Source organism: Mesorhizobium prunaredense, assembly GCF_900156895.1.
Lineage (GTDB): Bacteria > Pseudomonadota > Alphaproteobacteria > Rhizobiales > Rhizobiaceae > Mesorhizobium > Mesorhizobium prunaredense.
The window spans coordinates 225,598-251,056 of sequence record NZ_FTPD01000005.1 but is presented as its reverse complement, the minus strand read 5'-3'; the positions used below and the strand labels follow the sequence as shown (position 1 = coordinate 251,056).

Genomic DNA, 25,459 nt, shown 5'->3' with positions numbered 1-25,459 from the left:
GCGTCAAGGTGAGTTTCGGGCGGAACATTCATCGCGCCCTGCTGTTTCTAGAACAGGACCCTTTTCGAAGGAGTTGTGCCATGAGCGGAAGCCATTGAGCTGGAAGACATTGGCGCGCAGGAGATGTGAAGCAAGCTTCGGAGCCTTATCCAATGACTGATCCTGATCCAGATCCGAACAATCCCGTGCCGATACCGGATAATCCCAATCCTGAGCCTGCCCGGCCGCCTGCTCCGCCGGAAACTCCGCCGGGTGAGCCTCCAGGCGTTCCTCCGCCTTCGCCTGATCCCGTTCCCAGCCCGCAAAGGCAGCCCGTCGAAATTCCTCCCGACACACCATCCGAGATTCCCACGGAACCGACCTTCCCCGGCCCTACGGCAAGGGCATTGGACCCAGGAGTAAAAAACCGGCTGTAGAACGACGCCGTCGCCGGCCATTCCGGTTTTGGTCATTCCCCGATTTGGCTGGTCGAACGTTCGTTGAGCGTCCCGCCGGTTTGCGCATCGATCGCCGCCAGGCTGACCTCATAGCCCCACAGGGTCCGGATATGGCGCAGCGTGGCGTCGCGACCGGCCTCCTCCAGCGTGATGCCGTTCTTCACCTTGTGCTCCAGTCGCAACTGCCGGTCGCCGAGCAGATCGACATCCACCACCTGGATATCCGGCCGGCTCGCGCCGATGTCGTAGCTCTGGGCGAGCCCGGCGCGTATCTTTTCGTAGCCACGCTCATTGTGTATCGACGCGACTTCGTAATGCGGCTCGCTGGCGGCGTCGGCGAGGATAAAGAACCGCCATTTCCGCATCAGGGCGGGGCTCAGATACTGGCGGATGAACGATTCGTCGCGATGGTTCGCCCACGCGTCGAGCAGGGTTTCGCGCCAATTGCCGTTGCCGGCGATATCGGGGAACCAGTCACGATCCTCGGCGGTCGGCTCGGTCGATATGCGCTGGATGTCCTGCATCATGTCGAGGCCCAACGCATAAGGATTGATGCCGGAATACCGCGGGTCGTCGAAGCCCGGCTGAAAGATCACGTTCGAATGGTTGCGCAGGATTTCCAGCATCGCGCCTTCGCTGATCAGGCCACGATCGAACAGCATGTTCATGAGCGTGTAGTGCACGAAGGTGGCGCAGCCTTCGTTCATCACCTGCGTTTGCCGCTGCGGATAGAAGTATTGCGCGACGATGCGGACGATCCTGACGATTTCACGCTGCCAGGGCTCCAGGACCAGGCTGTTTTTTTCCAGGAAGTAAAGCAGGTTCTCCTCAGGCAGCTTGAGCGTTTTCTTTCGCTCCGCGATGCCGAGGTCCGTTCCGCTGGCCTTGGTCCCGTCCTTCGAACGCGGCAGCGTGCGCCACAGATCGTTGTAAGAGCGCTCTTCGTACTCCAGGCGCTCACGAACGCCTTCACGCTGCCGCTCCGACGACAGTTTTGGCGGCCGGCGATATCTGAACACCCCCTGTTCCATCAGCGCGTGGGCCGCATCGATGATCGCCTCCACCGCAGCGACGCCGTGCCGCTCCTCGCAACGGGCAATGTAACCCTTGGCAAAGTCCAGATAGCTCAGGATCGCGCTGGCGTCCGTCCATTGCCGGAACAGATGGTTGTTCTTGAAAAAATGATTATGGCCAAGCGCTGCATGAGCTGTCACCAGGGCCTGCAGGGCCATGGTGTTTTCCTCCATAAGGTAGACGATGCAAGGATTGGAATTGATCACCAGCTCATAGGCGAGCCCCCGCCCGCCTTTGCGATAGAGCAATTCCTGGTAGAGAAAATGCTTGCCGAAGGACCAGTGGCGATACATCAGCGGCATGCCGACCGAGGAATAGGCGTCGAGCATCTGCTGCGACGAGATGATCTCCATCTGCACCGGATAGATGTCGAGGTGAAGCTCTTCGATGGCGATCGCCTCGATCGCTTCATAGGCGCGCGACAGTGTCTTGAAATCCCAGTCGGACCCTGAAAAGAGCAAACCTGATTTGCTGGTTTGGCCGGCTTTGCTGGTCTGGCCGGATTTGCTGGTCTGGCTTGCCATCGGCTCCCCTCAAGCGCTTTTCTGCAAGACCGGCTGCCTGGCAAAGAGCTGGCGAAAGACCGGATAGATATCCGCTGCGTTGGCGATACGGCTCATCTGGAAATTCGGCCATCTCTGGTTGACAACGCTGTAGGCGCGCCAGAGCGAGGTCCCATTGTCTGTGCTGCCGAAAATATGGCTCTCACGTTCGTCGATGATCTCGACATAGGCGAAATACTGGCACAGGCGCATGATCTGGCCATCCATCAGGCCGATGCAGCGCTCGGAATCGGTGACGAAATTGTCGCCGTCCGACGCCTGGGCGGCATAGATGTTCCACTCGTTGCTGGGATAGCGTTGCTCGATGATGCGGCGCATTTCCTCAAGTGCCGTGGAAACGACCGTGCCGCCGCTTTGCGTATTGTAGAAGAAGGTTTCCTCGTCCACCTCCTGCGCCTCGTGCGTATGGCGGATGAAGACGATTTCGGTGCGGTCGTAGCGCCGTTTCAGGAACAGGTGCAGCAGCACGAAGAAGCGCTTGGCCAGATCCTTCTCGCGTTCGCCCATCGAGCCGGATACGTCCATGAGACAGAACATGACCGCATTGGCATTCGGCACGGGCTGGGCGTCGAAACGGTTGAAGCGGATGTCGACGGGATCGACATAGGCGATCCGCTTGCGGCGGCGCTCAAGTCGCTCAAGCTCCTCCCGCAACGCTGCAATGCGCTGGCGTGCCGGCGCCGCGCTCTGTGGCTCGGCCTCCAGGATTGCGAGTTGTTCCGCAATCGCATCAAGCTCCTCCTGCTTGGGGCGCCTTAGCGCAATCCGGCGACCGTGGCTGTTTCGCATCGTGCGCCCGACATTGATGTTGGTCGGCGAACCGGTCGCCGCGAATCCGGCGCGGCGCGGTTTGAAGGAAAGTATCTCCTTGAGGTTGAGCTTGACCATGTCGGGAAGTTCGAGATCCTCGAAAAAGAGGTCGAGCACCTCCTCGCGCGAGAGCACGAAGCGAAATTCGTCCTCCGAGACCGTTTTCCCGGGAGACGAGCCGCCACCGCCCTGGCCTGGCTTCGGAACCCGGTCGCCCGGGGCGAAATGCTTGTTGCCCGGCAGGATGTGCTGCCGCCTGCCGCTGTCCTTCGCATCGCTGAAGCTCGGCTCGCCTGTGCCCCTCGCCGGCATCGAGACGGCGTGCTCGCTGTCGACATCGGCGATCTTGCCGGTACGGATCCGATCCCGGATGCTTCGCTTCAGCTCTTCGCGCGCACGCTTCAGGAAGCGCTGGCGGTTGCCGAGGCTCTTGTCCTTCGGGTTCAGTCGGCGATCGACAAAGATCGGCATGGAACCATCCTGGCCGGACTCAGCCCGCCTTGTTCACCCGCATGTACCAGTCCACCAGCCGGCGGACCTGGCGTTCGGTGTAACCGCGTTCGACCATCCGATGCACGAACTCGGTATGCCGCTTCTCCGTTACGCTGTCCTGCTTGGAGCCGAAGCTGATCACCGGGAGCAGATCCTCGACCTGGCCGAACATCCGCTTCTCGATGACTTCGCGCAGCTTTTCATAGCTTGTCCAAGACGGGTTGCGGCCATGGTTCCTCGCCCGGGCGCGCAACGTGAACTTCACGACCTCGTTGCGGAAGTCCTTGGGGTTGGCAATGCCGGCCGGCTTTTCGACTTGCGACAGTTCGTTGTCCAGCACCTCGCGATTGAGGATCTGGCCGGTATCGGGGTCTTTGTAGTCCTGGTCCTCGATCCAGGCATCGGCATAGGCGATGTAGCGGTCGAACAGGTTCTGGCCGTATTCGCTGTAGGATTCCAGATAGGCTTTCTGAATTTCATGGCCGATGAACTCGGCGTAGCGCGTGGCCAGTTCCGACTTTATGAAGTCGAGATAGGCGGCTTCCGTTTCCTTCGGGAATTGCTCGCGCTTGATCGCCTCCTCCAGAATGTACATCAGATGCACGGGATCGGCGGCCACTTCCTTGGTGTCGTAGTTGAAGGTCTGCGACAGGATCTTGAAGGCAAAGCGCGTGCTGACGCCGTTCATGCCTTCATCGACCCCGGCGGCATCGCGGTATTCCTGAACCGACTTCGCCTTGGGATCTATGTCCTTGAGGTTCTCGCCGTCATAAACGCGCATCTTGGTGTAGAGCGGCGAATTGTCGTGCTCGGCCAGACGGGTTGAGACGGTGAACCGGCTGAGAATGTCGAGAACCTCCGGTGCACAGGAACTGGAGGCCAATTCGCTTTCGCGCAGCAGCTTTTCGTAGATCTGCCTTTCTTCGGTGACTCGCAGGCAATACGGCACCTTGACCACCAGGATACGGTCGAGGAACGCCTCGTTGTTCTTGTTGTTCTTGAACTGCAGCCATTCCGATTCGTTGGAATGGGCTACGACGATGCCCTGGTACGGGAAAGATCCGAAGTTTTCCGTACCGTTATAGCTGCCTTCCTGGGTAGCGGTCAGCAACGGATGGAGGACCTTGATCGGCGCTTTGAACATCTCGACGAACTCGAGCAGCCCCTGCGTGGTCCGGTTCAGGCCGCCGCTGTAGGAATAGGCGTCCGGATCGGATTGGCTGAAATGCTCGAGCTGTCTTATGTCGACCTTGCCGACCAGGGCCGAAACGTCCTGGTTGTTCTCATCGCCTGGCTCGGTCTTGGCGATGCCGATCTGGCGTAGCCGCGAAGGCATCAGCTTGACGACGCTGAACTTGGAGATGTCGCCGGACAGTTCGTCGAGGCGCTTGGCCGCCCATGGCGAGATAAGGCCGTTCAGCCGGCGCCGCGCGATGCCGTATTTGTCCTCCAAAAGGTCGCCCATGCGGTCAGGATTGAAAAGCCCGAGCGGCGATTCGAAAACCGGGCTGATCTGGCCGCCGACCTTCAGCGTATAGATCGGACGCTCCTCCATCAGCTTCTTCAGCCGTTCGGCGAGCGAGGACTTGCCGCCGCCGACAGGGCCAAGCAGATAGAGAATCTGCTTGCGCTCCTCGAGCCCTTGAGAGGCATAGCGGAAATAGCCGGCTATGCGCTCGATCGTGTCCTCCATGCCATAAAACTCGGAGAAGGTGGGATAGACCTTGATTGTCCTGTTCGAGAAAATGCGGCCGAGCCGCTCATCCATGCTGGTGTCGATCAGGGTGGGCTCGCCGATCGCCTCGACCATCCGCTCGGGCGCCGAGGCATACATCGATTTATCCTCGCGGCAGGCAAGGAGATATTGCTGGATGCTTATCTCCTCCTGAGCCACATTCGTGTAAATCTCCGAAAACAGATCGAAGACGTCGGAGTGGTTCTCGCGCATGGTATTCCTCGCCCCGGCCGGTCTGGTTGCTGTCGCCTCTTCATTCAACTGTCGGAAAGCCTTTGTGGTTCCCTATTACACGTAGTGCGTCTGCGACCGGATGTTAGGGGTCGAGACAGATATCGTGAACGCCTGGAGTCAGCCGGCGAATCGCTCGCACAATGGAACATTTCCGAGGGATGTCCATTCTTCCATCAGCGCTTGCCGAGTGCAACAGCCCGCCGGGTACAAGCTGCCTTTCTGAAGAAATAAACCGCCCGCGCTCAGCAGTTGCCCGCGCTCAGCAGGTTGCCCGCGCTCAGCAGGTTGAATGGCGACGCACAGGTCATTCGGCGAAGAGAGCTGCACTGCGGTGTCCAACCCTGCACCAGGAGCAAGGGAAAGAAGATGTTCCATGTTCGAGAACAGTATGTGGTTGATCGTCGTTGCTGGCGGCCCGCTACTGCTGGCAGTCCTGCTCGCCTACGCCCTCCTTACGTGGCGACGCCGCGGGCCTGCAGAGCGCAGAGAAAGCGATCGGGCCACCGAGCGACTGTATCGCGAGGAAAACGACCGCCGGGGCGGAGGCGGTTGAGAACCGCATCGGCAGGGCGAGTTCAATCGGCTTTTGTGTCGATCGAAAGCGCCCGACCTCTTTGCCCGTTGCGCAGCCATGAATTTAATGCCCATGATTAGACAGCTCCCAGGCGCTCCAAGAAGATAGAATCCCGGCGAAAGGCCTTTACGCGTGCAGTTGCGCGCGGACGTCCCAAGGAGGCGTGCCATGAGGAGCGACACCCAATATCTACGTCTCGCCGTGGAGATCGCCACCGAGAGCCGGGCCAGTGGCAATCATCCTTTCGGGGCGCTCCTGGTCGGGCCGGAAGGCGACGTGCTCCTTTCGTCGGGCAACACCTACGCGCGGGATCGCGGCGTTGGCCACGCAGAGGCAAACGTGGCCCGCGCGGCCGCGCAGCAATACGACCCGACCTTCCTCGAGCGATGCACGCTGGTGACCTCGGTCGAGCCGTGCTGCATGTGCGCCGGGGCCTGTTACTGGGCTGGCATCGGCACCGTGGTCTACGGACTCAGCGAAAGGCGGCTGGCCGAGCTGACCGGAGACAACCCGGAGAATCTGACACTCGATCTGAGTTGTCATCAGGTGTTCGCCGCCGGACGGCGCCATGTAGCAATCCGTGGCCCATTCCCAGAACTCGAAGAAGAGATCGTAATCGACCACAAGGATTTCTGGTGACAGAACCTATGATCACGGGATTGCTGTCGATGAAGAGTCCGTAGCCTCTGCGGCGCCATTCCACTTCCGGCCCAAAGGATTTGACGCGCGAGGGCCGGGTCTTGTGGCAGAAAGCCATCGACGCGTTCCTCGCAAATCCCGGTGCGCATCTCAAGACTCGCACGCAAAAACCGCGGACATGCAATGCCGCCGACAGGAATTCCCAAGGAGGCCAATGTGCCCGCCTGTCTCGGCTGTCACGGAAGACAGGACCGCAGCCCGCCCTATCCCTCGATCGCCGGCCAGCCGGCACGCTACATCGAGACGCAGCTTGGGCTGTTCAGGGCGGGAAAGCGTGGCGGAACACGCTTCGGCCATCTCATGGCCAATGCAGCGAAGGGTCTGACGGACGACGACGTCCGCGCGCTTGCGGCCTACTTCTCCCGATCGGCGGCTGCGTCCGCAACCGCAACGCGATAGGTGCGTTTGGGTTCTTTCGACGTTTTCGAGGTTCTGGTGAAAAACTTGGCTACCGCCCTTCTCATGCTGATCATTGGTTTCGTAGTCGCCGCAGGAGCGATCTTCTTCCTGTCCCGCGAAGAGGCGACCGTTCCGATCGCGGAGACCTATGGCCCCAACCCGACCCTGCCGGAGCCCAATCCGACCTGGCTGCCGACCGTCCATGTCGCCAAGGCCACGCCGTGGCCGAAGGGCACCAAGCCGACGGCGGCCCGGGGATTTGCAGTCAACGAATTTGCCGGCGGGCTCGACCATCCGCGCTGGCTGTATGTGCTGCCAAACGGCGACGTTCTGGTGGCCGAGAGCAATGCGCCGCCCAGGCCGGAGGAGGGCTTCAGCATACGCCGCTTCTTCGTCGATTTCTTCCAGAGTCAGGCCGGCGCGGGGACGCATAGCGCCAATCGCATCTCGTTGCTGCGCGATCAGGACGGCGACGGGGTGGCGGAAACCAAAACCGCCTTTCTCACCGGGCTGTTTTCGCCATTCGGCATGACCCTGCTCAACGGCAAGCTCTTCGTCGCCAATGCCAATGCAATTGTGGCCTTTCCCTACCAGGAGGGTGTGACCGAGATCACCGCACCAGCGGAAAAGATCGTCGACCTGCCTGCGGGGAGGAACCACCACTGGACCAAGGACGTGACCGCCTCGCAGGACGGCACGAAGCTCTATGCGACGGTCGGATCCAATTCCAATGTCGGCGAGAACGGCTTGCAGGAAGAGCAGAACCGCGCCGCCGTGCTGGAGATCGATCTCGCCTCGAGACAGACGCGTCTCTTCGCCTCCGGCCTGCGCAATCCAAACGGCCTGTCGTGGCATCCGCAAAGCGGTGAGCTCTGGGTCGTCGTCAACGAGCGCGACGAGATCGGCAGCGACCTGGTGCCGGATTACATGACTTCGGTGAAGGATGGCGGCTTCTATGGCTGGCCTTACAGCTATTTTGGCCAGCACGTCGACGATCGCGTCAAGCCGCAGCGGCCCGACCTCGTCGCCCAGGCGATCAAGCCGGACTATGCGCTCGGGGCGCACACGGCTTCATTGGGACTGACCTTCAACACAGGCGACCTGTTCGGTCCTCAATACAGGAATGGCGCCTTCGTCGGGCAGCATGGCTCGTGGAACCGCAGGCCGCACAGCGGCTACAAGGTGATTTTCGTGCCGTTTGCCGGCGGCAGGCCCTCCGGCCCGCCTCAGGACATCCTCACCGGCTTCCTGAGCGAGGACGACAAGGCTTTTGGCCGTCCTGTGGGCGTGGCGATAGACCGGCGCGGCGCCCTGCTGGTGGCGGATGATGTCGGCAACAAGGTCTGGCGGGTCGTTCCAGCTCAGACGCAATCGGCACTGTGAGCGGTATCAAAGCCCTTGAATAATCCAATTTCGTCGCCCTGCAGCAGAAACATAGCAGGTGCCGAGATGCAGTTTCCCGTAGAATGAGCTACCGTCGGCCGTATAGTCGACGACCACGTTCAACGGACGCGGTGCGTGACTCGGCAAAATATGCCAACTTGGAAAATGACACGTCAACGAACTTTCTGTAGTGCTGGTCCGCGTAGCGAATAACCAGAGTTAGCGCCATGTCCGCCGCTTCCGGCACAACCCCTCCCCCTGCAGCGGATTCCGGTATCAGCGCACTCGAGCGGATCGCCAATGCGCGGCGCGCCAGCAGGGCAAGGCTGCAACAGGATGCTCCAGTCATGGCACGCACCTCCGCCCCTGTCACTCCGCCCACGCCCGAGCCTGTCCCAACGGCGACGCTCGACAAGATCGGCGATTTCCTCAAGCTCGATTTTCGACGCCTGTTTGTCTGGCTGCGTGCCGGGCTCGTCTGGGCATTGATGCTGGCAGCGGCCGGCGGCGTCATCGGCGCCGCCTACGGGTTGCTGAGCAAACAGCGTTACACCGTTACGACGGAAATCCTCATCAATCCTGCCAATTTGCAGGTTGTGGAAAACGATGCCTACTCGCAACCGGGCCAGGTCGACAGCCAAATACTGAACGCGCGCAGCAAGCAGCGCATCTTGACCTCCGGCAACGTGCTTGCACGTGTGGTGGACGAACTCGGACTAGCCAACGATCCGGAGTTTCTCGATCCGGACCAGACCGCCTCCACCTCTGGTGCTGGAGCGAGTGGCGGCAAGTCCGATCCGAAGCTAATCGCCCAAAAAAGCCTGGCGGAACGGGTCAGCGTCGCTGCAGATGAAACGTCGTTCGTCACAACCCTTGCGGTATCGGCCGAAACCTCCGGCAAGGCGATCCTGATCTCGCAAGCCATAGTGAAGGCTTTCCAGGAAGAACTGGCCAAGGCCGAAGCTGCTGGCGCCGGCCGTGCCGCAGCTGCTCTTGAGGGCCGGCTCGGCCAACTCAAGCGCGACGTGCAGGCAGCCGAAGAGAAGGTCGAGAGCTACAGGCGCAGCCACAATTTGTCGGCCAGCAATGGCCAGCATGTCAGTTCGCAGACGATGACGCAGCTCAATAGCGAAATTGGAGAGGCGCAATCGCGCGTCATCGCTACGCAGGCAAGTTACGACGCCTTGGTTGCTTCCGGTGTCAATGGGGCCAATCCTGACCCCGCGGTTTCGGCAGCACTCTCAGCATTGCGCGACAAGGCGAATAGCCTGCGGCAGCAAATCGATTCACAATCCATGACCTTTGGTCCGCGCCACCCGACGATCGTCCGGCTCAGGGCAGAATTCGAAACCGTCAGTTCTCAACTCAGGGCGGAGTTCTCGCGCACGGTCGGCACGGCAAAAGCCAACCTGGACAAGGCCAACGCCTCGTTGGCTTCTCTCACCGCCAAGATGAACGATCTGAAGAACAACGTTTTCACCGACAGCGAGTCCCAGGTCGCCCTGCGTGAGCTTGAACGCGACGCCGCCTCGAGAAGGGCGGTTTATGAAAGCTTCCTGTCTCGCGCGCGCCAAATCACCGAGCGCGAGCGGATCGACACCACAAATGTGCAGGTGATTTCCACCGCCGTGCCGCCACCGGGGCGCTCGTGGCCGCCCCGCACCCCTGTGACGGCAGGCCTGGGAGCTTTCGCCGGCTTTGCTCTAGGCATGCTGCTGGCCATTGCCATGGGCATCGTTCGCGACATGCGCCAGCCCCCGAACCGATCAGGCATGGCGAAGCGCCGCGGCAGGAGCGCGGGCGGGCAGCCGCACGGCGATTCACTTTAACGGAGTGTTCGAATGAGACATGTTTGGCGTTGGTTCGGCCCGGTCGACAAGGTGACGATCGCGGATGCGCGTCAAGCCGGGGCGCAAGGCATCGTCACGGCCCTTCACCACGTTCCCTACGGCGCCGTCTGGCTGCCCGCCGAAATCGAAAGGCGTCAGCGCGAAGTCGCGTCTTTGCCGGATGGAAGCGCAAGCGAACTGAGCTGGGAGATTGTCGAAAGCCTGCCGGTTTCCGAAGCGATCAGGACGCAGGTCGGCGAGTGGCGCAGCCATCTAGCCAACTACAGGACATCGCTGGAAAACCTGGCGCGAGCCGGCATTTCGGTCATCTGCTACAATTTCATGCCCGTGCTCGATTGGACCCGCACCGATCTTGCCTGGCGCCTGCCGCATGGCGGCACCACCATGCGCTTCGATCTGATCGACTTCGCCGCATTCGACATCCATATCCTGAAACGCCAGGCGGCGCTCGGCGACTACACACCGGAGATCGCCGCCGAGGCGGAGCGCCGATATGCGCGAATGGATGACCGTGCGCGCAAGATCCTGGCAAGAAGCGTCAATTCCGGCCTGCCCGGCTCGACCGAAGACACGTCTCTCGACGGCCTCGCGGCGCAACTGTCAAACTATGACCGTATCGACGCAACAACCCTGCGCCGGCATTTCGTCGATTTCCTGGCGGAGGTCGTGCCTACGGCCGAACGCCTCGGCCTGCGTCTCTGCTGCCACCCCGATGATCCGCCGTTTCCGCTGCTCGGCCTGCCGCGCATCATGTCGACCGAGGCCGACTACAGCTACGTTCTGGACGCAGTCGACAGCCCGGCCAACGGCGCGACGCTGTGCACCGGATCGCTCGGCGCGAGACCCGATAATGATCTGCCCGGCATGATCGAGCGGATGGGGCCAAAAATCCATTTCGCCCATCTGCGCAACGTGCGCAAGGAAGCGACCGGCACCCCCTGCTCGTTCCACGAGGACGAGCACCTTGCCGGCGACACCGACATGGTGGCGGTGGTGGCGGCGCTGCTTCACGAGGAAGCGCGGCGCAAGATGGAAGGACGCCAGGACGCCGTCATCCCGATGCGCCCCGACCATGGCCAGGATATCCTCGATGACCTGACGCGCGGGGCCCAGCCCGGCTATCCGGCCATCGGTCGGCTCAAGGGATTGGCCGAGCTCCGCGGCGTCGAACATGCCATTCGCAGATCGACAACGGCTTAGCGTCACGACGGTGCAGAACCTTTGATGGCGGAGCGAGGCGCCCCCCTCTGTCCTGCCGGACATCTCCCCCACTTGGGGGGAGATTGGCAGTCATTGCGGCTTTCGCCAATGTCCAACGTTGATGAACAGGCGCTGTCAGCGAAGCTGCTGATCTCCCCCCTCGTGGGGGAGATGTCCGGCAGGACAGAGGGGGCGCGAAGGATCGCTACATCAGCATTTATCCTGAGCCGCTGCATTCTTCGGCTGATTTGCGCGGACTTGTGTATAATAGCAGCCTGCGGCTTGAGTCCGATTGCAATCCGCTAGGTTACGCTCGTTATTGGTCCACCCGCAGCCGGTGTTGAGAAGGACTCCAGGAGGCGGTTGGGAATTCATATCCTGGGAGGAAATTGAGATGAGAAAATTCGCCGCCGCTCTGGCCGCCGCCGTCACGCTGTATTCGTTCGCCGCGGGCGCGCAAACCTATCCCGAACGCACCATCACCGTGGTGGTGCCGTTTTCGGCCGGCGGCCCGACCGACACAGTCACGCGCCTCGTCGCGGAAGCCATGTCGAAGGATCTCGGCCAGCAGATCATCGTCGAGAATGTCGGCGGCGCCGGCGGCACACTGGGCGCCGGTCGCGTCGCGAGCGCCGAACCGGACGGCTATACGCTGCTCCTCCATCATATCGGCATGGCGACAAGCGCCACCCTATACAGAAAGCTCGCTTACGACACGCTGAACAGCTTCGAATATGTCGGTCTCGTCACCGAGGTGCCGATGACCATCGTCGGCCGCAAGGACCTCGAGCCGACCGATCTGAAGGGGCTGGTCGACTACGCCAAGGCCAACAAGGATACCGTCACCGTCGCGAATGCCGGCATAGGCGCGGCCTCGCATCTGTGCGGCATGCTGTTCATGAGCGCCATCGGCACGCCGCTGGTCACCGTGCCCTACAAAGGCACCGGCCCGGCCATGACCGACCTTCTCGGCGGCCAGGTCGACATCATGTGCGATCAGTCGACCAACACCACCAAGCAGATCCAGGGCGGCACGATCAAGGTCTACGCCGTCACCTCGGCTGAACGCCTCGATGTTCTGCCGGACGTCCCGACGACGACGGAAGCCGGTCTCCCGGAGGTGCAGGTCGGCATCTGGCACGGCCTCTACGCGCCCAAGGGCACGCCGGCAGAGGTCACCGAGCGGCTGTCGAAGTCGCTTCAGGTCGCACTGAAGGACCCCAATGTCGTCGCCCGCTTCGCCGAACTCGGCACCAAGCCATCGTCCGAAGCTGACGCGACTCCGGCCGCGCTGAAGGCCAAGCTGGAGGGCGAGATCGCGCGCTGGAAGCCGATCATCGAAGCCGCCGGCCAGTACGCCGACTGAAGCCTTCACAAACGGGGCGCCTACCAGCGCCCCGTTTTTTTCACACCGGCATCGGCGCGCCCGCGGCGCGGGCCTGGGAGGACGTCATGAAACCCTTCACAATCGACACGACCAACGGCATATGCGCCGCGCTGTTCATCTTCCTCGGCGGATTTTTCGCGCTGCAGTCGCTCGGTCTCGAAATCGGCACCGCCTTCCGCATGGGACCGGGCTATTTCCCGCTGGTCCTGGCAATCGTGCTGATCCTGCTTGGCGCCGTCATCCTCGTCGAAGCGGTGCGCTTCGAGAGCGAGCCGATCGGCCACGTAGCCTGGCGCGGCATGCTGTTCATCCTGCCTGCCCCGATCTTCTTCGGCCTGACCGTGCGCGGCCTCGGCTTCCTCCCCTCGATCTTCCTGACGGCGCTGATCGCATCGTTTGCCAGCGGTCGCATGAGGCCGCTGACCGCGCTCGTGCTCTCCGCCGGCCTGACGCTGTTTGCGTTCCTCGTCTTCAGCTATGCGCTCGGCCTGCCGTTCCGGCGCTTCGGCCCGTGGTTGGCAATGTGAGGCGATGAACATGGAACTCCTCGACAACCTCGCGCTCGGCTTTTCGACGGCAACGACGCTGGTAAACCTCGGTTTCTGCCTGATCGGCGTCCTTCTCGGCACGCTGATCGGCGTCCTGCCCGGCATCGGCGCCACCGCCACCATCGCCATGCTGTTGCCGATCACCTTCCAGATCGGCGACCCGGTTTCCTCCCTTATCATGCTCGCCGGCATCTATTACGGCGCGCAATATGGCGGCTCGACCACCGCCATCCTCATCAACATGCCTGGCGAATCCTCGTCGGCCGTCACCGCCATCGACGGCTACCAGATGGCCAAGAACGGCCGCGCCGGGGCGGCACTCGCCATCGCGGCGATAGGCTCGTTCTTCGCCGGCACGGTGTCGACCTTCCTCGTCGCCATCTTTGCCCCGCCGCTGACGGCGATCGCGCTGGAATTCGGCGCGGCCGAGTATTTTTCGCTGATGATCGTCGGCCTCGTCTCGTCCGTCGCGCTCGCCCACGGCTCGATCGTCAAGGCGCTGGCGATGGTCGTGCTTGGCCTGCTGCTCGGCATCGTCGGCACCGACATCTACACCGGCACGCCGCGCTTCACGCTCGGCATCCGCGAATATGCCGACGGGCTGAATTTCGTCGCGGTGGCGGTCGGCGTCTTCGGCGTCGCCGAGATCCTGCGCAACCTCGAAAACGAGCACGAGCGCTCGGTGATGATCCGAAGTGTCTCCGGCCTTATGCCGACCCGCGAGGACTTTCGCCGCATGGCGGCGCCCATCGTGCGCGGAACCATCATCGGTTCGGCGCTCGGCATCCTGCCGGGAGGCGGCGCGATCCTTGCAGCCTTTGCCTCCTACACGGTCGAAAAACGCATATCGAAAAACCCCGGGGAATTCGGCAAGGGCGCCGTCGAAGGCGTCGCCGGACCGGAATCGGCCAACAATGCCGGTGCGCAGACCTCGTTCATCCCGATGCTGACGCTCGGCATTCCGGCCAACCCGGTCATGGCGCTGATGATCGGCGCGATGATCATCCAGGGCATCGTGCCCGGCCCCAATGTCGCGACCGAACAGCCGGCGCTGTTTTGGGGCATCATCGCCTCGATGTGGATCGGCAATCTGATGCTGATCATCTTGAACCTGCCGCTGATCGGGCTTTGGGTGAAACTCCTGACGATCCCCTATTACGTGCTCTTCCCGATCATCATGGCGTTCTGCTCGATCGGCGTTTACAGCGTCAACACCAACATCTACGACCTCTACGCCGTCGCTTTCTTCGGCTTGCTCGGCTACCTCCTGACCAAGCTGCGCTGCGAACCGGCGCCGCTGCTGCTCGGCTTCGTGCTCGGCCCGCTGCTTGAGGAAAACCTGCGCCGCGCCATGATTCTCGCGCGCGGCGACCCGACCACCTTCGTGACGAGGCCGATCAGCGCCGGCCTGCTCTTCATCGCCTTCGCCGTGCTCGTCGTCGTCTTTCTGCCGGCGGTCAAGAAGAAGCGCGAAGAGGTGTTCGTGGAGGAGAATTAGCGAAAGTCACGCGGCCGCCTGTCCACGGGCGCGACCGCCGATACGGGCCCCGGTTTCCGAATCGAACAGGAAGACAGCGGCGTCCTGGAACGTGATGCCGATCGGCTCATCCATATCGTAGTGCGCCGACTTGTCGGCCTTGACGGTCACGGTGGCCCCACCGAACTGGCAGGTGATTAAGGTATGATCGCCGATCAGTTCCACAGCGTAGACCCGCGCCGCAATCTTGCCCTCCGATGGGCCTGTGACCCGGCAATCCTCGGGCCGGAGGCCGGCAGTGACCTTTTTCCGGCTTTCGGCAACGCTGGTCGCAAATCGTCCTTCCGCGCAGGCGAAGGTCCCCTCGACCAGCTCGCCCCTAAGAAAATTCATCGGCGGCGAGCCGATGAAGCCGGCGACGAACAGGTTCGCCGGATCGTCGTAGATCTGTCGGGGCGTCGCGATCTGCTGCACGACGCCACGGTTCATGATGGCAACACGGTGAGCCAAGGTCATGGCCTCGATCTGATCGTGGGTGACGTAGATCGTCGTCACACCCAGATCGGCCTGCAGGCGTTTCAGCTCCGAGCGCATGTGGCCGCGCAGCTTGGCGTCGAGATTGGAGAGCGGCTCGTCCATCAGGAAGACGCTGGGCCGCCGCACCATGGCGCGGGCGAGCGCGATCCGCTGCCGCTGACCGCCGGAAAGTTGCCGTGGGTAGCGGTCGAGGAACTCCTCAAGGTGGACCTTGACAGCGGCGCTGCGGACGGAGGCGTCGCGCTCAGTGCGCGGCACGCCCCGCAGCTTCAGCGGATAGGCGATGTTCTCGGCAACCGTCATGTGCGGATAGAGCGCGTAGGACTGGAACACCATCGCCACGTCGCGATATTTGGGCAGCACGTGGGTGACGTCGCGGTCGCCGATGAGGACGCGGCCGGAACTCACCGATTCAAGCCCGGCGACCATGCGCAGCGCCGTCGTCTTGCCGCAGCCCGAAGGGCCAAGCAGCACCAGGAACTCGCCGTCCTCGATCTCTAGGTCGAGCCCTTTGACCACCTCGACCGCGCCGAAGGACTTGTAGATATCGGACAGGGTGACCCGCATCTCGACTAGCCCTTCACTGCGCCGACCAGCAGTCCGCGCGCGATGTGCTTCTGCAGGATGCTGGAGATGACGATCACGGGGGCGATCATCACGGTGATCAACACCGACATGTTCCACCATTGCGGACCGCGGGTCGTGTTCTGTGCCGATACCAGCACCGGCATCGTCTGCGCATCGGCATTGGAGAGGAAGAGGGCCAGCAGATACTCGTTCCAGGCGAGGATCAGCACCAGCAGGAAGGTCGCGACCAAGCCGGATCGCACCAGCGGCAGCGCGATGGTGAAGAACACGCGAAACTTCGAAGCTCCGTCTATCTGTGCGCTCTCCTCAAGGTCGAGCGGGATGCCGGCGAAGAAATCGCGCGTCAGCCACACGACGATCGGCAGGTTGATGGCGGTGTAGGTGGCTATCAGCGCCACCTGCGTGTCAAGCAGACGCATCTGCTGAAACATCACGTAGATCGGCAACACGGCGACGATCGGCGGCATGATGCGGTTCGAGATGATCCAGAACTCGATGTCGTTGTTGCCGACGGCAAGCTGCGTGCGTCCAACGAGTGTGAACAGCGCAATGATGAAGAGAGCCGCCGCCACGACAATGGCGATCTCCCAGCGCACGCCGAAAGTGGCCACCGCCACGATGATTGCGGTGAGCAGGATCAGGAAGATCGCAACGGCGGCGAGCTTCACCTGGAAGCGGATACGCACGAGCGCGTAGGCCGCCAGCGAACCGATCAGGACTGCGAGCAGCGTGCTGGCGACCGCGACAACGACCGAATTCATGTAAGGGCGCAGCGTGTAGTTCTGCACGAGCATGAAGTCCCATGCCTGCAGCGAAGGGGCAAAGTCGACGAACGGGAGATAGAACGGCCCATTGTCGACTTCGCCAGGCCCCTTGAAGGAGGTGATCAACACCCAGTAGAGAGGAATCACCACAACGAGCGTCCACAGGAACAGCAGCGCATAGGTCACGACCCTGGCGACCGGCGCCTGGCTGTCGATCGAGGCCGGCTCGAACAGCCGGCGCGCCAGCGAGCGCGGCTCCGTGCTCATGCTTCGAACCGGCGCGCCGGCCGGACCACGAAGTTGAAGAACGAGACGCATACGATGGTCGAGATGAAGAGCAGCATGTAGCCGATAGCGGCCGAGCCGCCGAGATCCTGGGTGCGCCAGGAAATGAAGGAATGGAGCGTCATCGATTCCGTCGCCAGGCCGGGACCGCCGCCGGTGAGCACGTTCGGCAGGTCGATGATCTTGAAAGCCTCGATGAGCCGGATCAGCACGACGGTAGCGGCAATCGGCGCGATCGCTGGCCAGGTAATGTCGCGAAAAATCTGGAAGCCGTTGGCGCCGTCGAGCCGCGCTGCCTCGACCTGATCGCGCGGCTGGTTCTCGATGGCCGCCAGCAGCACGATGAACATGAACGGCGTCCACTGCCAGGTGTCGCCGACCAACACCATGAGGCGCGCCGACCAGGCCTCTGTCGCCCACGACCACTCGCTGATGCCGAAAGCGCGCACGAGCGGGGCGAAAGGCCCCTTCTGCATGTCGGCGAGCATTCGGAACGTATAGGCGATGCCGACCGGGGTCACCATCAGCGGGATGAAGAAGAGGACGCGAAAGAAATTCCGGCCGCGGATCGGTTGGCCGCACAGCAGCGCGAGGCCGAGCCCCAGTGCGAACTGCACGGACACGCCGACGAACACGTAGAGAAGCGTGTTGACGACAGTCCCTGGCACGCCGCCCGGCGCCATGGTGGCCAGCGCAAGAACCGCCAGGCCCATCGCCATCGCGGTCGCCAGAAGCCGACCAACCGTGCCGACGACGGTCGGCCTGCCACGCAACAAGTAGCGGGCGAGGAGGAAAAACAGCCCTGCCGCGATCAAGGCCAGCAAAGCGAATTGGACAAAGCCGAACGTGCCGAACTTACCGAGCAGGTGATATTGCTGCGAGCCGACCAGCAGCTTGCGGAAGTTCAAAAGTCCGATGAATTTCAACGTGAATCCGCCCGACGCGAGCGCAAAGCGCGAAAGAGCGAGATAGGCCGAGATGATGAGCGGAAAAATGGCGAAGCAGAGAAGCACGACGACGGCTGGCAGCACCATGATCCGGCCTGAGTGACCGTCCAGCCATTCGGCCCAGCTGCGGCGGTCGGCAGCGTCTGGCATCGTGTCGGTTGCGGTCATCATAACCCGGGAGAGTGTGGCAGGCATGAAACCCGGCGCGGACCGATGCCACGCCGGGTCGATTGCTTGACGCCTATTTGGCGCCGATAGTCGCCTTGTAAAGTTTGAGCTGCTCGTCTTTGCCAGTCTCTTCGTTCAGCTCATTCCAGCCTTCCTCGACCGCCGCGACGGTCGCTTCCTTGTCGATCTCGCCGGCGAGGAAGCGCGACACCGCCTCGTCGAGCACGACCTGCTGATACTTCTGATTTTGTGGGATGCGCAGGTCGAGGATCATGTTCGGGCTGCTCATGCTGTCATTGATCGCGCCCAGGTAGACTTTAGCCTCCTCCTCGCTCATGCCGGCCTTCTTCCAAAGGTCGCTGTAGCTGAGCTGCGAGGTGCGGTACGGGTTGAAGCCGGTGCCGCCGACGGTCACGTCGGCATTCGACTGTGCCGGCTGCGTCATGAACGAGAAGTACGCGTAGGCGGCGTCCTTTACCTTCGGATCGGCCGCCGCATTAATGCCGCCGCCCCAGCCGCCAAAGGCAGCGAATGGTGCATGGTTCACCCCGTCGATCGCGTGCGGGCAGTTTTCCGCTGTGCAGGCCTCCAGCTTGCCGGTGTCCCAGTTCAGGACCTCCTTGGATCCGGGCATGATCGCCGCGCCCCATTTGCCCATCACCTTGGACTGCTTCGGATCGATCGAGATCGTGCCAACATCACCCCAGTCGAGGTTCAGCGCGCAGCGGCCGGAAGCGAAGAGCGGCCTTGTATCGCTGACGTCGAGGTTCAGCTCGTCCGGCGGGCCGTATTTGGTCGATTCAGCCAGGAAGTCGAGCGCCTTGCGGAAGGCGTCGTTGTTGACGAGCGGCGTCATGTCTTTGGTGTTGAAGAAGGTGCCCTGGCTGGTTCCCTTGGACTGGGTCATCGAGCCGACCACATCGGTGACGAACCAGTAGCTCTGCGCGTTGCGCTTCTTGGCGATGCACGAGCCGAAATCCGGCGTGCCATCGCCGCTCAGGTCCTTGCCATGCGTGGCCTTGGCGACCTCGAGATACTCGTCCCAGGTTTTCGGCACCGCCAGGCCGGCCGCTTCCAGCACGTCCTTGCGGTAGTACATCATGTGGAAGTCACCATCGAGCGTGATCATGTAGGTCTTGCCGCTGTACTTCTCGGAGAAGTCCCGGAAGAACGCGCCCACATCGTCCTGCTGGATGTCCTTGTCGGCCTCGACCCGCGGCGTCAGGTCCTCGAGGTAGCCGCCGGCGATGTAGTCGACCATCCATTGCGGGGCGAACACGCCGGCGTCGACCGAGTTGGTGCCGCTCGCCCAGTCAGTGAGAATCTTTTGATAGAGATCCGAGAAGGGCACCGCGATGACATTGATCTTGGCGCCGGTGAGCGCTTCGAACTCGGGCGCGCGCCTCTGTAGCGGTTCCTGAATCGCACCGGTCTGCGTAATAACGTTCACGGTAACTCCCGCAAACGGCTTGTCCTGCGCAAAGGCAGGTGCGCCAACCAGCGCGGCAAAAGCCGAAAAGCCGGCCAGAAAGACCCCAATTCTCATCAGACTTCCTCCCGTGTTGACCGGGACTTGTTCCTGCGAAAACCAAGCCGCCGGTATCTCCCCGTCGGCTGCCGTCGCCAGAGCACGGCACCAACGCTCCTCAAGCACAATATCGGCATCCCACAGCGAGTCCAGTGCCTTGCCGCAGGGGAAGGTGAGGTGCCCAGCGGGCTTCCCGGCTAATGCATGTCGCCCAAAGCACGCAGCGGTTTTAGCGCGCCCCGCCAGGACCCCTCTCGATCTTGGCTGAGAAAACTCCACCGCATCGACAATCCCGTCACCGGTGCTCACCACCGGCATGGGCGTCACTGCAGGTTGGTGTGGCGCTGCAACATCAGCTTGTGCGCTTCGGGTATCTGCTTCGCCAGGCCGAGCACAACGCTGTCGAGCAGGATGAGGCAGGATTGCTCGAACAGGCTGCCGCCAAACTGTTTCGATTCCCCGACAGGGACATGCAGCGTGACATCGGCAATGCCGGCCAGGGTCCCGGCCGGCTTATGCGTCAGCGTAACGACCTTGGCGCCCTCCGCCTTGGCGATGCGGGCAAAGCCTGTGCTGACCGGCGTCTCCCCGGAGCCGGAGACGATCAGCAGCGCATCGCCCTTGCGGATCGATGGCGCCGATGCCTCACCGACGAAATGCACCATCCGGCCAAGATGCATGAACCGCATCGCGCCCATCTGCGCGACAAGGCCGGAGCGTCCCTGCCCGGAAAAGAACCATCGCCGATCGGGGTCATCGAACGCTTGCACCAGCCTTGCGAAGGCGTCGGCGTCGATCCGGCCAAGAACGTCGGTTATCTCCTGTCCCACGGCCAGCCACGGCCTGGATTGGGCAATCTGTCGCGAATCCATCGGGCTACCTCTTTCGGGTTTGCGGATTCTGTGATGGCGCTGCCAACCACCAGGATTTCAGGCTCGACTGCGATCACCGCTTGCAGCGTGTCGGGGCCGATCCCGCCGGCGAGCGAAACCAGAAAGCCGCGATCATGCATCTTTCTCACGGCGTCGACATGTAACGTGGAGGTGTTGCCCGCCAGCCGCGCATCGGTTGGCGAGTGGACCGCGATGTAGCCGAAGCTTTCGGGGAAGACAGCATTCAAGGGAAGCAATTCTGCCTTGCCCGCCTCGGTGATGGTGTCGACGATGACCGTCGCGCCGAAGGCGGCGGCACGTCTTCCCACCGTCTCATGCGTGGCGGACGAAGCACACGACAGCACCGTCATGAATGCGGCACCGGCGCCGAATACCATATCAGCCTCGAACCGGCCGCCGTCGACGGTTTTGGTATCAGCCAACACCATGACTTCAGGGCAGAGCTCGCGCGCCGTGGTGATGGCCGAGAGGCCGAGGCGTTTCAGCATCGGCGTGCCGATCTCGATAATGTCGGCAAATTCCTTCATCTGCGCGAGCAGAGCGAGGTGTTCAGGCTTGTCGAAGGCGACTTGGAGGAGCAAGGCGGCTCTCCTGGATTGCTTAAGACAGCGGATGCGGCATGACGCCCAACCCACTGTCGTGTGCTTCGTGGTCGAACTCTGCCATAATCCAGCAACCTCCAAGCTGGTCTGCACAGGGAGAGCAAATCGTGCCCTGCAAAGCAAGTGGTCTTGTCGAAAGCAGGAGGTGCGGGCCAGATCAGCGCCGATGCCGCCTGCAATGCAATATCAGGTAGCCCTTTGATGAGATTGTTTGAGCCCATTGGATGCAAGGTCGATCTGTCGACTGGTGCGATGGCAAATGCAACCGGCAGCTACCAGAAGCGCTTCCGCGATCTGGACGGGCTCTATGCTGACGCCGCGGCCTTCGAAGCCATGCGCGCGATATGGGGCGAGCGCATCGTCTACGAGGTCTCCGAGTTCCGGCCGACCGAGCAGTCGGGCGATCTGATTTTCGGCGTCACGCGCATGGCGCCAGGCAAGGTCGGCGACGAATATTTCATGACACGGGGTCATATCCACAACCAGGCCGACCGTCCCGAGATCTACTATGGCCAGAAAGGCCGCGGCCTCATGCTGATGGAATCGCCGGAGGCGAGGTTCGCATCGTGCCGATCGACGCGCAGACCGTCTGTTATGTTCCGCCGTTCTGGATCCACCGCTCGATCAATGTCGGGGAAGACGATCTGGTGATGCTGTTCTGCTACCCCGCCGATTCAGGGCAGGATTATGAGATCATCGCGAGATCGGGTGGCATGCGCTCGCGTGTGGTCGCCGGTGATGGAGGTTGGCGGCAAGTCGACAACGCGGATTGGCGACCGCGCGACGCGAAGCTGATCTCCGCCCTCTATGGGCAATCCGGCACAGTGCCGGCATGAAGGTGCGCGCGAGAAGAATCCGGGAGAAAGGCGAATGAGCCGCTATCGGCCGGCTACCCAGCCGACATTCTATTTTATCGGCGTCACGACGAGGAGCAGCTCGATCATGCGGGTTTTCCCGGCATGGGCCCGTCATCTCGGGCTGAAGGACGCGGTTCTCAAGGATGCGGTTCTCAGGGGCATCGACTTTCCACTCCATGCCGATCCGGAGGCCTATCGTGAGGTCGTCTCCTTCATAAAATCCGACCCGCTGTCGCTTGGCGCGCTGGTCACCACGCACAAGATCGATCTTTTCAACGCAACGCGCGACCTGTTCGACGTGATCGATCCGCACGCCCGCCTGATGCACGAGACCAGCTGCCTGTCGAAGCGGGGCGGCAAGCTGATCTGCCATGCCAAGGATCCGATCTCTTCCGGCCTTGCGATAGACGGTTTCATTCCGGCGGGATATTTTGCGGACACCGGCGCCGAAGTCCTGTCGATGGGCGCCGGCGGATCGACGATAGCGATCACCTGGCACCTGATGCGCAATGAGCGTGGCGCCGACTTGCCTTCGCGCATCATTGTCAGCGACCGTTGGCAGCCGCGTCTCGATGAAATCGAGCGCATCCACAAAGACATGATGTCGACGGTCGAGATCGAATATGTCCTGGCCGACCGACCCGAGATCAATGACGAGACGTTGGCGGCGCTGAAACCAGGCTCGCTGGCGATCAACGCGACCGGACTTGGCAAGGACGCCCCAGGCTCGCCGATCACCGATGACGCCGTGTTGCCTAAGCGCGGCATTGCCTGGGATCTCAATTATCGCGGTGACCTAATCTTCCTCGACCAGGCCAGGCGGCAGCAGGCCCGACAGCAGTTGCAGATCGAGGACGGTTGGACGTATTTCCTGCATGGCTGGACGCAGGTGATCGCAGAGGTCTTCGACATCGCGATCCCGGTGTCGGGGCCGGATTTCGATGAGATATCGCGCATCGCCATCGAAGCGGCGAAAGGCTGATGCCGTGGGTCTCGTCACGCCGTGCTCGCTTTGACCGATAGACAGAGGATCATATGTTTGCCCATCTCAGGACTCTCCCGAAATGAGCGGCGAGCTTTTCCTCGCCATCGACGTCGGCACCGGCAGCGTCCGCGCCGCACTGATCGATGTCACCGGCAAGATCCTCGAGCTTGCGTCGCGAGAGCACGACCAGATCGTGCCTGTATTCGGCTGGGCCGAACAGCGGCCGGTCGACTGGTGGGAGGGTGCGCGAGCGAGCGTCAAGACGGTGCTGGACCGCGTCGACGGCGCCCGCGAAAACATCTCCGCCATCTGCGTCTGCGGGCAGATGCACGGGCTGGTCCTGCTCGACGCGCACGGAGCGCTGACGCGCGACACAGCACCGCTCTGGAACGACAAGCGCACAGTCGATCTCGTCCGTCGCTTCGAGCAAGCGAATGAGCCGGACAGCTACCTGCCCGAAAGCGGCAACACGCCGACCCCCGCATGGCCGGGCTTCAAACTGCAATGGGTCCGAGACAACGATCCCGCCGCATACGCCCGCAGCGCAGTCGCCATCATGCCGAAGGATTACATCAACTACCGGCTGACCGGCGAGATCGCCATGGATACAGGCGACGCGTCCTGCAGCTTCCTGATGAACCCGGAGCGGCTCGACTGGTCGCCGGTGATGATCGAGCGCATGGGTCTCGACGCCGCCAAGCTGCCGCCGATCCGCAACCCGCTGGATGTCGTCGGCCACGTCACCGAACAGGCGGCACTCGACACCGGCCTGCGCTCTGGAACCCCGGTGCTGGTCGGTGGCGCCGACTATCCGGTGGCACTGCTCGGCTCAGGCGCCTGTCGCCCGGGAATGGGTTCCGACAGCACCGGCACGGGCGCCATCATCACTGTTATCGCGGAGAAGCCGCTGCTTGACCCGGAAATCTCGAACGTTGCGACGGTCGAAGGCAACTGGGCGCAATTCGTGCTGCTTGAGACCGGCGGCGACGGCATGCGCTGGGCCCGCCGTGCCTTCCACGGCAACGCGCTGTCCTATGACGAGATCGTCGCCCGCGCCGCCGAGGCGCCGGCCGGTTGCGACGCACTGCTCTTCATGCCCTTTCTCACCGGAGAGCGCCTGGGGCGCCACCGCAACGCCCGCGCACAGTTCTTCGGATTGGGCGCCGGGCATGGCATGGAGCATCTGCACCGCTCGATCCTGGAAGGCATCGCCTTTGCCATGACGCGCCACATCCGCATCATGGAGGACGCGTCAAACAAGCCGCTGGAGCGCGTCATCGCCTCGGGTGGCGGGGTGCGCGCCGAACTCTGGCTGAAGATCAAGGCGAGTGCCTTCGACATTCCGATCCTGGTTCCGCGGGAGCCCGAATGCGGCATTGTCGGCTGTGCCGCGATGGCCGCAACGGCGACAGGCCGCTTCTTGCGCGTCGAACAGGCGGCCGAGCGCTTTGTGAGCTACGGCGCCGAAATCCTGCCGGACCCCGGATGGGCCGAAACCTACAGGCGCACCCAGCCGGTTTTCGAGCAGCTCTACCACCACAGCCAGGCGCTCTATGACGACATCGACGCCTTGGCGGCCGCCACGCGGCCGACGCAGCCGTGACGCATCTCAGGCCTGCCGAGCCCTGACTGCAGCGACAGACCTGGCAATCACGACGCATCCCGTCTGGATTGCGTCGGACGATCGACTTCAGCTGTGGCGGATCTCCGTTCCCAGCACCTTCAGGCACTCGCGGATGAACGCGGCAAGCGCGGTCCAGCCCTTTGCCGAGACCATCGTTCCGTCGACATAGGCCTCGGTCGGCGACAGGTCGATATAGGTTCCGCCGGCCAGCGTCACTTCCGGCTCGCAGGCAGCCAGCGCACCGACTTTCTTGCCCCGCACGACGCCGTCGACCGCGATCAGGATCTGGACGCCATGGCAGATGGTAAAGATCGGCTTCTCGTTTTCGTGGAAATGGCGGACCATCGCCTGCACGCGCTTGTCGGTGCGGATGTACTCGGGGCCACGGCCGCCCGCGCAATAGACGGCATGATACTGGTCGAGCTGTCTTTCCGCCTCCGAAAACGTCTTGTTCAGCAAAGCATAGTGGCCGGGTTTTTCGGTATAGGTCTGGTCACCTTCGAAATCGTGAAGCGACGTCTTGATCAGGTCGCCAGCGTTCTTGTCAGGACAGACAACGTGGACGATGTGGCCGACGGCCTCCATCGCCTGCTGATAGACGAAGATCTCGTATTCCTCGGTAAACTCACCGGTCAACATCAGTATTTTCTTGCCTGGCATGGTCGGTTCCTCGTTTTGTGGATGGAAGGGTTTTGTGAATGGAAGTCGGGCGGGCATTGCGCTCGCCCGGCGGCGCCGGTCTCAGAAAAGGCGATCGGCCCCCGGCGTTTGCTTGCCTGATCAACGGTGCGTTCAGCTTGACGGCGCCGCTCCCGACGG

The 25,459-nt window shown here is 62.3% G+C and carries 21 protein-coding genes and 1 pseudogene; 11 read left to right on the top strand and 11 right to left on the bottom strand.

Annotated features, from left to right (window positions below; genetic code table 11):
- Nucleotides 1–3 precede the first annotated feature (3 nt).
- The 4 genes from BQ8794_RS05320 to BQ8794_RS05305 form a co-directional block, all read right to left on the bottom strand.
- Nucleotides 4–339: a hypothetical protein gene (locus BQ8794_RS05320; protein ID WP_077374057.1), complete on the bottom strand. Its 336-nt coding sequence runs from the start codon at nt 337–339 to the stop codon at nt 4–6.
- A 109-nt stretch (nt 340–448) separates the two neighbouring features.
- Complete coding sequence (locus tag BQ8794_RS05315) at nt 449–2,035, bottom strand: SpoVR family protein (RefSeq protein WP_077374055.1); 1,587 nt, start codon at nt 2,033–2,035, stop codon at nt 449–451.
- Between the two features lie 9 nt (nt 2,036–2,044).
- The gene (locus tag BQ8794_RS05310; RefSeq protein WP_077374052.1) at nt 2,045–3,355 is read right to left on the bottom strand and encodes a YeaH/YhbH family protein; all 1,311 of its coding nucleotides are present in this window, start codon (nt 3,353–3,355) and stop codon (nt 2,045–2,047) included.
- A gap of 19 nt (nt 3,356–3,374) precedes the next feature.
- The gene (locus BQ8794_RS05305; protein ID WP_077374050.1) at nt 3,375–5,324 is read right to left on the bottom strand and encodes a PrkA family serine protein kinase; all 1,950 of its coding nucleotides are present in this window, start codon (nt 5,322–5,324) and stop codon (nt 3,375–3,377) included.
- A 763-nt stretch (nt 5,325–6,087) separates the two neighbouring features.
- Here BQ8794_RS05305 and BQ8794_RS05295 point away from each other — a divergent pair.
- The 8 genes from BQ8794_RS05295 (at nt 6,088) to BQ8794_RS05255 (ending at nt 14,883) form a co-directional block, all read left to right on the top strand.
- Complete coding sequence (locus BQ8794_RS05295) at nt 6,088–6,558, top strand: nucleoside deaminase (protein ID WP_077374044.1); 471 nt, start codon at nt 6,088–6,090, stop codon at nt 6,556–6,558.
- Nucleotides 6,559–6,741: 183 nt separating this feature from the next.
- Nucleotides 6,742–7,017 carry a c-type cytochrome gene (locus BQ8794_RS05290; protein WP_077374041.1) on the top strand — a complete coding sequence of 92 codons (276 nt, stop codon included), beginning with the start codon at nt 6,742–6,744 and terminating at the stop codon, nt 7,015–7,017.
- Nucleotides 7,018–7,080: 63 nt separating this feature from the next.
- Nucleotides 7,081–8,400, top strand: a complete 1,320-nt coding sequence (locus BQ8794_RS05285) for a PQQ-dependent sugar dehydrogenase (RefSeq protein WP_077374322.1) — start codon at nt 7,081–7,083, stop codon at nt 8,398–8,400.
- A gap of 227 nt (nt 8,401–8,627) precedes the next feature.
- Nucleotides 8,628–10,229, top strand: a complete 1,602-nt coding sequence (locus BQ8794_RS05280; RefSeq protein WP_077374038.1) for a GumC family protein — start codon at nt 8,628–8,630, stop codon at nt 10,227–10,229.
- Nucleotides 10,230–10,241: 12 nt separating this feature from the next.
- Complete coding sequence (gene uxuA / locus BQ8794_RS05275) at nt 10,242–11,450, top strand: mannonate dehydratase (RefSeq protein WP_077374035.1); 1,209 nt, start codon at nt 10,242–10,244, stop codon at nt 11,448–11,450.
- Between the two features lie 394 nt (nt 11,451–11,844).
- The gene (locus BQ8794_RS05265) at nt 11,845–12,816 is read left to right on the top strand and encodes a tripartite tricarboxylate transporter substrate-binding protein (RefSeq protein WP_077374030.1); all 972 of its coding nucleotides are present in this window, start codon (nt 11,845–11,847) and stop codon (nt 12,814–12,816) included.
- 86 nt (nt 12,817–12,902) lie between these two features.
- Nucleotides 12,903–13,364 carry a tripartite tricarboxylate transporter TctB family protein gene (locus BQ8794_RS05260; RefSeq protein WP_077374028.1) on the top strand — a complete coding sequence of 154 codons (462 nt, stop codon included), beginning with the start codon at nt 12,903–12,905 and terminating at the stop codon, nt 13,362–13,364.
- A 10-nt stretch (nt 13,365–13,374) separates the two neighbouring features.
- Nucleotides 13,375–14,883 carry a tripartite tricarboxylate transporter permease gene (locus BQ8794_RS05255; protein WP_077374319.1) on the top strand — a complete coding sequence of 503 codons (1,509 nt, stop codon included), beginning with the start codon at nt 13,375–13,377 and terminating at the stop codon, nt 14,881–14,883.
- A gap of 6 nt (nt 14,884–14,889) precedes the next feature.
- Here the strand turns inward: BQ8794_RS05255 and BQ8794_RS05250 are convergent, their stop codons facing one another.
- From BQ8794_RS05250 to BQ8794_RS05225, 6 genes are all read right to left on the bottom strand, one after another.
- On the bottom strand, nt 14,890–15,966 hold the full coding sequence (locus BQ8794_RS05250) for an ABC transporter ATP-binding protein (RefSeq protein ID WP_077374025.1): 1,077 nt from the start codon (nt 15,964–15,966) through the stop codon (nt 14,890–14,892).
- A 5-nt stretch (nt 15,967–15,971) separates the two neighbouring features.
- Nucleotides 15,972–17,018: a carbohydrate ABC transporter permease gene (locus tag BQ8794_RS05245; RefSeq protein ID WP_077374022.1), complete on the bottom strand. Its 1,047-nt coding sequence runs from the start codon at nt 17,016–17,018 to the stop codon at nt 15,972–15,974.
- Entirely contained in the window at nt 17,015–18,151 is a 1,137-nt protein-coding gene (locus BQ8794_RS05240) for a carbohydrate ABC transporter permease (RefSeq protein WP_210189817.1), read from the bottom strand. The genes BQ8794_RS05245 and BQ8794_RS05240 overlap by 4 nt, the downstream gene beginning before the upstream one ends.
- A gap of 73 nt (nt 18,152–18,224) precedes the next feature.
- The gene (locus BQ8794_RS05235) at nt 18,225–19,997 is read right to left on the bottom strand and encodes an ABC transporter substrate-binding protein (protein ID WP_210189816.1); all 1,773 of its coding nucleotides are present in this window, start codon (nt 19,995–19,997) and stop codon (nt 18,225–18,227) included.
- A gap of 5 nt (nt 19,998–20,002) precedes the next feature.
- Nucleotides 20,003–20,509, bottom strand: coding sequence for an SIS domain-containing protein (locus BQ8794_RS05230; protein ID WP_210189815.1), 507 nt, complete (start codon nt 20,507–20,509; stop codon nt 20,003–20,005).
- A complete protein-coding gene (locus BQ8794_RS05225; protein WP_167378637.1) occupies nt 20,494–21,207 on the bottom strand; it encodes an orotidine 5'-phosphate decarboxylase / HUMPS family protein in 714 nt (237 codons plus the stop codon). Before BQ8794_RS05225 ends, BQ8794_RS05230 begins: the two co-directional genes overlap by 16 nt.
- A gap of 165 nt (nt 21,208–21,372) precedes the next feature.
- On the opposite strand from BQ8794_RS05225, the pseudogene BQ8794_RS05220 reads away from it, so the two are divergent.
- The 3 genes and pseudogenes from BQ8794_RS05220 (at nt 21,373) to BQ8794_RS05210 (ending at nt 24,619) form a co-directional block, all read left to right on the top strand.
- Nucleotides 21,373–22,010 (top strand): annotated as a pseudogene (locus tag BQ8794_RS05220) (glucose-6-phosphate isomerase).
- 34 nt (nt 22,011–22,044) lie between these two features.
- Nucleotides 22,045–23,013, top strand: a complete 969-nt coding sequence (locus BQ8794_RS05215; RefSeq protein WP_077374316.1) for a shikimate dehydrogenase — start codon at nt 22,045–22,047, stop codon at nt 23,011–23,013.
- 82 nt (nt 23,014–23,095) lie between these two features.
- Entirely contained in the window at nt 23,096–24,619 is a 1,524-nt protein-coding gene (locus BQ8794_RS05210) for a xylulokinase (RefSeq protein ID WP_077374005.1), read from the top strand.
- A gap of 87 nt (nt 24,620–24,706) precedes the next feature.
- Here the strand turns inward: BQ8794_RS05210 and BQ8794_RS05205 are convergent, their stop codons facing one another.
- Entirely contained in the window at nt 24,707–25,300 is a 594-nt protein-coding gene (locus BQ8794_RS05205) for a DJ-1/PfpI family protein (protein WP_077374313.1), read from the bottom strand.
- Nucleotides 25,301–25,459 lie beyond the last annotated feature (159 nt).

Bases quoted from the DNA above. Each gene is read 5' to 3' on its own strand.
- BQ8794_RS05320 (WP_077374057.1), bottom strand. From the start codon at position 339: ATGGTGTGTCGGGAGGAATTTCGACGGGCTGCCTTTGCGGGCTGGGAA.
- BQ8794_RS05315 (WP_077374055.1), bottom strand. From the start codon at position 2,035: ATGGCAAGCCAGACCAGCAAATCCGGCCAGACCAGCAAAGCCGGCCAA.
- BQ8794_RS05310 (WP_077374052.1), bottom strand. From the start codon at position 3,355: ATGCCGATCTTTGTCGATCGCCGACTGAACCCGAAGGACAAGAGCCTC.
- BQ8794_RS05305 (WP_077374050.1), bottom strand. From the start codon at position 5,324: ATGCGCGAGAACCACTCCGACGTCTTCGATCTGTTTTCGGAGATTTAC.
- BQ8794_RS05295 (WP_077374044.1), top strand. From the start codon at position 6,088: ATGAGGAGCGACACCCAATATCTACGTCTCGCCGTGGAGATCGCCACC.
- BQ8794_RS05290 (WP_077374041.1), top strand. From the start codon at position 6,742: ATGCCGCCGACAGGAATTCCCAAGGAGGCCAATGTGCCCGCCTGTCTC.
- BQ8794_RS05285 (WP_077374322.1), top strand. From the start codon at position 7,081: ATGCTGATCATTGGTTTCGTAGTCGCCGCAGGAGCGATCTTCTTCCTG.
- BQ8794_RS05280 (WP_077374038.1), top strand. From the start codon at position 8,628: ATGTCCGCCGCTTCCGGCACAACCCCTCCCCCTGCAGCGGATTCCGGT.
- uxuA (WP_077374035.1), top strand. From the start codon at position 10,242: ATGAGACATGTTTGGCGTTGGTTCGGCCCGGTCGACAAGGTGACGATC.
- BQ8794_RS05265 (WP_077374030.1), top strand. From the start codon at position 11,845: ATGAGAAAATTCGCCGCCGCTCTGGCCGCCGCCGTCACGCTGTATTCG.
- BQ8794_RS05260 (WP_077374028.1), top strand. From the start codon at position 12,903: ATGAAACCCTTCACAATCGACACGACCAACGGCATATGCGCCGCGCTG.
- BQ8794_RS05255 (WP_077374319.1), top strand. From the start codon at position 13,375: ATGGAACTCCTCGACAACCTCGCGCTCGGCTTTTCGACGGCAACGACG.
- BQ8794_RS05250 (WP_077374025.1), bottom strand. From the start codon at position 15,966: ATGCGGGTCACCCTGTCCGATATCTACAAGTCCTTCGGCGCGGTCGAG.
- BQ8794_RS05245 (WP_077374022.1), bottom strand. From the start codon at position 17,018: ATGAGCACGGAGCCGCGCTCGCTGGCGCGCCGGCTGTTCGAGCCGGCC.
- BQ8794_RS05240 (WP_210189817.1), bottom strand. From the start codon at position 18,151: ATGACCGCAACCGACACGATGCCAGACGCTGCCGACCGCCGCAGCTGG.
- BQ8794_RS05235 (WP_210189816.1), bottom strand. From the start codon at position 19,997: ATGCCGGTGGTGAGCACCGGTGACGGGATTGTCGATGCGGTGGAGTTT.
- BQ8794_RS05215 (WP_077374316.1), top strand. From the start codon at position 22,045: ATGAGCCGCTATCGGCCGGCTACCCAGCCGACATTCTATTTTATCGGC.
- BQ8794_RS05210 (WP_077374005.1), top strand. From the start codon at position 23,096: ATGAGCGGCGAGCTTTTCCTCGCCATCGACGTCGGCACCGGCAGCGTC.
- BQ8794_RS05205 (WP_077374313.1), bottom strand. From the start codon at position 25,300: ATGCCAGGCAAGAAAATACTGATGTTGACCGGTGAGTTTACCGAGGAA.